This window comes from uncultured Boseongicola sp. (assembly GCF_937988555.1).
Lineage (GTDB): Bacteria > Pseudomonadota > Alphaproteobacteria > Rhodobacterales > Rhodobacteraceae > Boseongicola.
The window spans coordinates 1-7,834 of sequence record NZ_CALJXO010000236.1 but is presented as its reverse complement, the minus strand read 5'-3'; the positions used below and the strand labels follow the sequence as shown (position 1 = coordinate 7,834).

Here is a 7,834-nt window from a genome sequence, read left to right as displayed (position 1 = left end):
CCGCTGCAGACCTCCGGAAAGACCCCGCGCTCCTCAACGACGCAACCAAATCGCAGGGCTTCTTCCCCGGCCCGCGTGTGGTCTTTGTCGAGGACGCAGGCGACGGCCTCACCGAAACGATCAAAGCAGCCCTTTCCGACTGGCAGGCAGGGGATGCACACGTCGTGGTCACCGCGGGACAACTCGCTGCCAAATCCAAGCTTCGCAAGGCCTTCGAGGACCACTCGAACGCCTACGCCACCGGCATCTACGACGACCCCCCAAGCCGCGCTGAAATCGAAGCCGCCCTTACGCAATCCGGCCTGAAAGATATCTCAACCGACGCAATGGCGGCGCTCACCAATTTGTCCCGCGTCCTCGATCCGGGCGATTTCCGCCAAACGCTTGAAAAAATCTCCCTTTACAAACGCGGCGACACCACCCCGCTCACCCCCGAAGAAGTCGACCTCTCCGCGCCCCAGTCCATCGAGGCGGGCATCGACGATGTTCTGAACATAGCGGCCGACGGCGAAGCCCACCGCATTGGCCCCGTTCTGAAACGGCTTCAGGCTCAGGGCATCGGGGCGGTTGGCCTGTGCATCGGTGCGACCCGCCACTTCAAAACGCTCCACATCGTCGCGTCCGACCCCGGAGGCCCCGGCCAGGGCATCGCCAAATTGCGCCCGCCCGTCTTCGGCCCCCGACGCGACCGCATCCAACGCCAGGCGGCCGCATGGGGTATGCACAAGACCGAACGCGCGCTGGCGCTCCTTCTGGATACCGACCTCACGCTGCGCTCAACAAACCGCGCCCCCGACATGGCGCTCATGGAGCGCACACTCCTAAAAATCGCATGGATGAACCGCAGATGACCCTGACCGTCGTTGGACCCACCGCCACCCGTACGTCCCGCGTTCTTTGGTGTCTCGAAGAACTGGGCCTTTCTTACGATCACCAGATCGCGCGCCCTCATTCCCCCGAGATTAATGCGCTGAACCCATTGAAGCAGGTCCCCGTCCTCAAAGATGGCGACGCGGTCCTCACCGATTCCACCGCGATCCTCTACCACCTCTCGGACCGAGAAAATCGCCTCACCCACAGCCCCGGCAGCCATGCCCGTGCCAAAATGGACGCCCGCATCGCATTTCTTCTGACCGAACTCGAAGCCCCGCTTTGGATGCGTTCGCGCCATAGCTACGTCCTGCCCAAAGACATGCGCCACCCCGAGGTCTTTCCCTTGCTGGAGGTTGATTTTAAACTGGCGGAAGAGAAATTTATCCGCCTTCTCGACGGCGCGGATTTCTTCGGTGGCGATACCTTCACCATCGCCGATATCATTGCAGCACACTGCCTGTTCTGGGCCACCGACGCGCACGATCTAGCCGAAACCTCAACGTCCTACCTCGACCGCATGAAAGCGCGCGCCGCTTGGACTGCGTCGCAAAAGAACCGCTAGCATGACTGCAACCACCCTCAAGGATTTCCCAAGGCTCTACTGCGACACCTGGCAAGCCGTCATTGCCGGATCGATTGGCTGTGATGCGCTCTCGCGGTTCTTTAGCCTGCCCTGTCACATGATCCACGCTGACGGCAGCCACGAAACCCTTTCAGCCGCCACCGACCTCATCGCCTTCAACGAGCAGCGTCGTGCAGCCCTTCTTCAGGCAAGCGTGACGACTGCGCGTCTGGCCGGCTCAGACCTCACCACCCAGGGCTCTCACGTTGCGCTGATCACTGCCAACTGGGAGCTTTTGCGAGGGGATGGCACTTTGGAACGCAGCTGGCGTCACCATTACACCATGATCCGGCCCGCCGAATCCTGGGTGATTCTGGTGTCTACTTTCCAACCCGGCGCCTGACGCACACCCCCTGCGCGTCGCCAGACCGCTTCAAACGCTCTATGTCTTCCGCTATCGAACAGGGAGCACCAAAATGGGCGTGATGATCAACGGCACCTACCACATGGAAGACCCCGGCGCAGACACCCTTAATGGTGGTGAATTCAAGCGCGCCGAGGCCAAAATCCGTGACTGGATCACCCCCGACGGCCCCTTCCCGCCCGCTGCAGGCCGCTATCACCTCTATGTCGCTTGGAACTGCCCCTGGGCCCACCGGGCCCTCATCGCCCGCGAAATTCTCGGACTTAAGAACGATATCCCCGTCTCCTTCGCCCGCCCCCGTCGCACCGACCAAGGCTGGGTCTTCGACGAAACCGGAGAATACTCAGACCCCGAGCTTGGCGTCTCAGCCATCCACGAGGTCTACGCTCACCAACACCCCGGCTATACCGGTCGCTGCACCATGCCCGTCCTGTGGGACCGCGAAACCCGCCAAATCGTGTCGAACGAAAGCGCGGACATCATCCGGATGTTCCTCACGTTCAACAAAGGGCCCGACCTTTACCCCGCACCCTTACGCCCTCAGATCGACGCCTGGAACGACCGCATCTACCCGACCCTCAATAACGGGGTCTACCGGGCAGGGTTCGCGCGCACCCAAGACGCCTACAACATCGCCGTGGCCGAAGTCTTCGAGACACTCGACGCCATAGACGCTCAACTCCAGAAAACCAAATGGCTCACAGGCGATCAGATGACCGAAGCCGATTTGCGCCTGTTTCCGACCCTTGCGCGCTTCGATGTCGCGTATCACTACGCTTTCAAATGCAATATCCGCCGGATCACCGACTACCCTGCCTTATGGACTTACGCGCGCCGCTTCTACGCCATGCCGGGTATCGCCGAGACCGTCCGCTTTGAGGTCTACAAAAATGGCTATCATTCCCAATCCGAGCTGAGAAACCCCCTCGGCATCATCCCCGCAGGCCCCCAGATCGACTGGTCGCTCTAACGCGCGAGAAACTTCACCGCAGCAGCGCCTGCAGCCCGCCCTGTCGCCAGACATCCCGTGATCAGATAGCCACCCGTCGGCGCATCCCAATCCAGCATTTCTCCGGCCGCAAACACCCCTGGGCGATCGCGCAGCATAAACCCGTCCAAGGCGTCCCAAGCGACGCCGCCCGCAGTTGAAATCGCCTCGTCCAACGGAAACGCCCCCCGAACCGGCACCGGCAGAGCCTTAATCAATGCCGCCAAAGCCACGCCCTCCGGCAATGGTCGGCCCCACTCCATCAACAACGCCCGCTGCACCTCCGTCAGCTTCAGCGCTTTGCGCAAATAGTTAGAGACGCTCAATTTCCCGCGATCCCGCGACAACTTCACAGCCACTTGTTCAACCGTTAAATCAGGGAACAAATCCACCGAAAGCGCCGCACCTTCGCGCATCGCGCGCGTGACCTCGTAGACGCCGCCACCTTCAATTCCGCGCTGTGTCACAACCCACTCGCCCCGGCTGACCACATCGCCCGCGCCCAAGGCCACGCCCTTCACCGGTGACCCAAAATACGCCGCCATATGCGGCGACCAGTCCAATAAAAGCCCCGCATTCGACGCCTGAAACGCCCGGCATGTCACGCCAGACGCCGCAAAAATATCCGCCCAGGCCCCGTCCGACCCAAGCCGCGCCCAACTGCCACCGCCCAGCGCCATCACCGCAACCGAAGCCTCAATCCGACGCTCGCCCTCCGGCGTCGCAAACACAAAGGCATCGCCGTCCCAGCCGGTCCAGCGCCAACGCGCGCGCACCTCGACGCCCTGCTCACCCAAACGCCCCATCCAGCGCCTCAAAAGTGGCGAGGCCTTCATCGCCTTCGGAAACACCCGTCCTGTAGATCCGGTAAACACCGGCTCACCAAGCGCGCGTGCCCAGGCGACAACTGCCTCCGGCCCAAACGCTTTAACCGCCTCAGCGAACGCCACCGACCCATCCCCGTACCGCGCCAATAACGCCGCCAAGGGTTCGTCCTTCGTCAGGTTCAGACCCGATTTCCCCGCCATCAGAAACTTACGCCCGACGGAAGGCATCGCGTCGACAACGACAACAGACAAGCCGCGCGCCGACATCACCTCCGCCGCCGCCAACCCTGCTGGTCCGCCGCCCACCACCAATGCCTCGACCTTGTCAAAATCCCCGGCACGTCCAGATGTATTATCCATGAGCGATCCCTTTTGCTCTCTTTGCCTGCGTCCTCTATTGGCGCAGGCCAAACAAAGCCTCCAACACCTCGTCCCCAAACTCCGGGGCGGCAAGGGAGGCCCAACCGTTTTACTTCATCAGATTTGTCACACCGAAATTCATGTCACGCTCACCAAAACCGAGCTTGCCCGCGCCTCCCATATGCCCGAGGCACTCCGCGAGCATTCAAGGCTGAAGACCTTCCTCGTATGGGTCACCCGGAGACCGCCCGACGTCCACTCCAAACCCCCCGGAAAGCGTCGCAAACATCGTTAGCGCGGGATCATCGCCTTGATCGCGGCCACATGCTCCTGCCCCGCCGCACAGGCATCCGCCGCCATCATATGTGCCGCCGCAACACAGTCGTCCGCAATCGCATCCAGCAACCCAAGCGCCTGCGCGGACGCAGCGTCCAGCCGCTCTCCGGCCAGCAACACGCGCCGCGCTGCCGACACGCCGCCCAAAGCGACCAACCGCATCGGATCCGACGGTTGCGGCAAAAATCCCAGCTTCATCACCGGGTAAAACATCTTCGCTCCCGGCACCGCGACCCGCAAATCGCAGGCAAGCACCATGCCCAAGGCGCCCCCCGCAGCCGTTCCATTCATTGCGGCCACAGTCAACGCGGGGCATCCCGCAACCGCCCGCGACAATCGCTCCCAAACCGGATCAACTGCCAACCCGGCCCGTGCGGCGTCCAAATCGGCACCAGCACTGAACACCTTGCCCGTACCGGTCAAAACCACGGCACAAACATCTGGGTCCACGCGCTCAAACTGATCGGCCAGCGTCCTCAGCATCTCAAGCGTCAACGCATTCGCCTTCTCTGGACGATTAAGCGTCAGCGTCAAGACACGCCCATCAACCGCCGTCTCAATCATTCAATCAACCCAACCGTGCGGCGGATAGCGTCATCACGCAGCGAAATGTCTTGCCCCAAATATGCATCCGCATCCGAACCACACATCCACACCAATGCCCGCGCAGGCCATTCAGGCGGGATATGGACCGACCAGTCCAGCTGACTAACAGGATTTACCCCACTGGCCTTAATCTCGCGCTGCATCTCGGTTGCGACTGTTCCCGGCGACAACCCAATCACGCGAACCCCATATTCGCGATTTTCCTTGTCGCCCATGCGGGTCAGCATCAAAACGCCGGCCTTCGAGGTGCAGTAATGCGACCATCCCTCAATCGGATTGGTCGCGGCCCCCGACGAGATGTTCAAAATCGTCCCTGACCCCCGCGCGATCATCGCCGGCAAAACAGCGCGCATGCCATAGAAAACACCCTTCAGATTGACATCAATCACCCGGTCCCAATCGCCCGGCGCAATCGCGGAAAGATGCGCTACTGGCTCGATCATACCGGCGTTGTTTACCAATATATCCACCGGCCCAAAAGCCGCTTCTGTCGCCTGAACCGCCGCTTCAACCTGCGCATAATCGCTAACGTCGCAAGGAACGGCCAGCGCCTGATCCCCTATAGACCCCGCGATCTCCGTGATCGCCTCACCGCCGCGCGCCACCAAAACCACATTTGCCCCAGCCCCTGCGAACACCTCTGCTGCAGACGCGCCGATCCCCCGACTTGCCCCGGTAATCATCACTGTCTTGCCAAGAACAGACATCTCAAACCTCATTTTTGCCATACTGCGTGTTAACATCGCCACGCTTATCCCACCTGTCGTCGCGGCAAAACCCTTGCCTTGACGCCCCTTGGCGGACACAGGATTGTGTCGACACCCCCGAATTTTGAACCGGACTTATATTATGCCTTTCTTTCGCACCCTCACGTTGACCTCTGCCCTGGCTCTCGCAGCAGGTCCTGCCCTCGCCGATATCACCCCGTCCGAAGTCTGGGACGACTGGCAGTCTCTCCTCGCACGCTACGGTGCCGACCTGACATTCGACCGCACCAGCAATGACGGCGATGCCATCTCAATCATCGGTCTTTCCGCCGCCATTCCCGTCGCAGACGGCGCCTCCGTCTGGGAGCTTGGCACCTTGACCTTTGCTGACAACGGCGACGGCACAGTCACGGTCGATATGGACGACGAACTTACCTTCACACTCAGCGTCACCGGCCCGGACGGCGAAGACGGCATTGTCGGCTTCACCATCCGTCAGCCCGACGCCAAGCTGATTGCCTCCGGGACACCAGACAACTTGCGGTATGACTTCGACTACCCAACCGTCGAGATGACCGATTTCATCATGGAAGGCCCGGAGGTCCCGGATGATGTCCCCGTAGACTTCGATTTCACCCTCTCCGCGCTGACCGGCTTCGTCGAATTCACCGGAGCAGACGCGCGCTCCTACGACAGCGAGACGGCGCTGGACCTTCTGTCGCTGGTCATGAACTTCCGGGGCGAAACGCCCGAGGAAGGGTCCGGTGCGTTCAGTCTGACGATGAAAGACCTGACACAAACCACGCGCGGCTCCGTCGGCAATATCGCACCGAACATGTCTCTTGCACAACTGATCGAAGCCGGAACGACCCAGATCGGCAGCGGCACGCACGGCGAGGTCACATACGACATCATAGTCGACACCTCAGATGGCAGCTTCCAGATGGCCGCCGCCGCCCTTTCGGGTGAAATCAGCGGAGCAATGGACAAAAATGGCATCTCCTACGGTGGGACGACAAACGACGTCACCGTCTCCATCGGCGGCTCGACCATCCCGCTTCCGCCGATGACTTTTCGCATGGCCCAAAGCGGCGGCGCATTCTCGATGCCCCTCGTCCCGGGCGATGATCCGCAACCTTTCGCGCTTTCATTCACTATGGTCGGCCTGGAAATTGACGATATGCTTTGGGGCATGATCGATCCCGCAGGCGCCCTACCGCGCGACCCGATCACGCTTCTTGTCGACACGGGCGGCAACGTCATCGTCAGCCAGGACTTCACCGCACCCGAATTCGCCGAAAGCGGCACCCCAGGCATCCCCGGCTCGATCGAAGACCTGAACGTCAACGCCCTGCAGCTGACCATCGCGGGCGCTGAACTGACGGGCGACGGCGCATTCACCTTCGACAATTCGACGGGCATCCCGACGCCTGCAGGCGTTGCGAACCTGATGCTTTCCGGCGGCAACGGCTTGCTCGACAAGCTGGTCGGCATGGGCCTCGTTCAGGAAGAACAGGCAATGGGCGCGCGTATGATGATCGGCCTCTTTGCCCGTCCGGGCGGCGGAGAAGACACATTGCAGTCCACCATCGAACTGAAAGAGGACGGCTCAGTCCTTGCCAACGGTCAGCGCATCCGCTGATCCGAGTTCAATAAACCAGCAATTCGCGGCGTCCCATCGGGGCGCCGCTGTCGTTTTATAGCTTGCCCAGACCTTGCGGCACCCGCCTGTCCGGACTACCTCAAAACGAACCCCGCCAAAGGACACTGCATGACTGACCTTGCCAAGCTGACCGACGCCCTTCTGTCCGCCGCCAAAAATGCGGGCGCGGACGCCGCGGACGCCATTGCAACCTCTGGCACATCGGTCACAATCAACGTTCTGAACGGAGCGCTCGAACAGGCAGAACGCGCCGAAGGGACCGACATCGGTCTACGTGTTCTCATCGGCAAACGTCAGGCCTGCGTATCCGCCTCTGACACCTCGCGCGACACCATTGCAACCATGGCGGAACGCGCTGTTACAATGGCCCGCCTTGCGCCCGAAGATCCGTATATTGGTCTCGCTGACCCCGACCAGATCGCCAAAAACTGGGATGTCGCGGCCCTTGATCTGGCCGAAGACGCGCCGGAACCCGACGCCAAATACTT

Annotated in this window: 9 protein-coding genes; 6 read left to right on the top strand and 3 right to left on the bottom strand. The window is 61.3% G+C overall.

Translation table 11 applies throughout. The features are described from left to right. From holA to Q1B15_RS14540, 4 genes are all read left to right on the top strand, one after another. Nucleotides 1-851 (top strand): DNA polymerase III subunit delta (holA, locus tag Q1B15_RS14555; RefSeq protein WP_299754809.1); only part of this gene is annotated, 851 nt, incomplete at its 5' end. After that, entirely contained in the window at nt 848-1,435 is a 588-nt protein-coding gene (locus Q1B15_RS14550) for a glutathione S-transferase family protein (RefSeq protein ID WP_299754807.1), read from the top strand. The genes holA and Q1B15_RS14550, both read left to right, overlap by 4 nt. Before the next feature lies 1 nt (nt 1,436). Further along, nucleotides 1,437-1,838, top strand: a complete 402-nt coding sequence (locus Q1B15_RS14545; RefSeq protein WP_299754805.1) for a hypothetical protein — start codon at nt 1,437-1,439, stop codon at nt 1,836-1,838. Nucleotides 1,839-1,911: 73 nt separating this feature from the next. Then, nucleotides 1,912-2,829 carry a glutathione S-transferase C-terminal domain-containing protein gene (locus Q1B15_RS14540; protein ID WP_299754803.1) on the top strand — a complete coding sequence of 306 codons (918 nt, stop codon included), beginning with the start codon at nt 1,912-1,914 and terminating at the stop codon, nt 2,827-2,829. Here Q1B15_RS14540 and Q1B15_RS14535 read toward each other — a convergent pair. The 3 genes from Q1B15_RS14535 to Q1B15_RS14520 form a co-directional block, all read right to left on the bottom strand. After that, nucleotides 2,826-4,034, bottom strand: coding sequence for a TIGR03862 family flavoprotein (locus tag Q1B15_RS14535; RefSeq protein WP_299754799.1), 1,209 nt, complete (start codon nt 4,032-4,034; stop codon nt 2,826-2,828). The genes Q1B15_RS14540 and Q1B15_RS14535 overlap by 4 nt on opposite strands. Nucleotides 4,035-4,325: 291 nt before the next feature. Next, entirely contained in the window at nt 4,326-4,934 is a 609-nt protein-coding gene (locus Q1B15_RS14525) for an enoyl-CoA hydratase/isomerase family protein (protein ID WP_299754794.1), read from the bottom strand. Further along, on the bottom strand, nt 4,931-5,683 hold the full coding sequence (locus Q1B15_RS14520) for an SDR family oxidoreductase (RefSeq protein ID WP_299754792.1): 753 nt from the start codon (nt 5,681-5,683) through the stop codon (nt 4,931-4,933). Before Q1B15_RS14520 ends, Q1B15_RS14525 begins: the two co-directional genes overlap by 4 nt. A gap of 142 nt (nt 5,684-5,825) precedes the next feature. On the opposite strand from Q1B15_RS14520, the gene Q1B15_RS14515 reads away from it, so the two are divergent. After that, a complete protein-coding gene (locus Q1B15_RS14515) occupies nt 5,826-7,325 on the top strand; it encodes a DUF2125 domain-containing protein (protein ID WP_299754790.1) in 1,500 nt (499 codons plus the stop codon). Nucleotides 7,326-7,454: 129 nt separating this feature from the next. Beyond that, the coding region (locus Q1B15_RS14510) for a DNA gyrase modulator (RefSeq protein ID WP_299754788.1) at nt 7,455-7,834 on the top strand (380 nt) is incomplete at its 3' end.

Bases quoted from the DNA above. Each gene is read 5' to 3' on its own strand.
- Q1B15_RS14525 (WP_299754794.1), bottom strand. From the start codon at position 4,934: ATGATTGAGACGGCGGTTGATGGGCGTGTCTTGACGCTGACGCTTAAT.
- Q1B15_RS14520 (WP_299754792.1), bottom strand. From the start codon at position 5,683: ATGTCTGTTCTTGGCAAGACAGTGATGATTACCGGGGCAAGTCGGGGG.
- Q1B15_RS14540 (WP_299754803.1), top strand. From the start codon at position 1,912: ATGGGCGTGATGATCAACGGCACCTACCACATGGAAGACCCCGGCGCA.
- Q1B15_RS14550 (WP_299754807.1), top strand. From the start codon at position 848: ATGACCCTGACCGTCGTTGGACCCACCGCCACCCGTACGTCCCGCGTT.
- Q1B15_RS14545 (WP_299754805.1), top strand. From the start codon at position 1,437: ATGACTGCAACCACCCTCAAGGATTTCCCAAGGCTCTACTGCGACACC.
- Q1B15_RS14535 (WP_299754799.1), bottom strand. From the start codon at position 4,034: ATGGATAATACATCTGGACGTGCCGGGGATTTTGACAAGGTCGAGGCA.
- Q1B15_RS14515 (WP_299754790.1), top strand. From the start codon at position 5,826: ATGCCTTTCTTTCGCACCCTCACGTTGACCTCTGCCCTGGCTCTCGCA.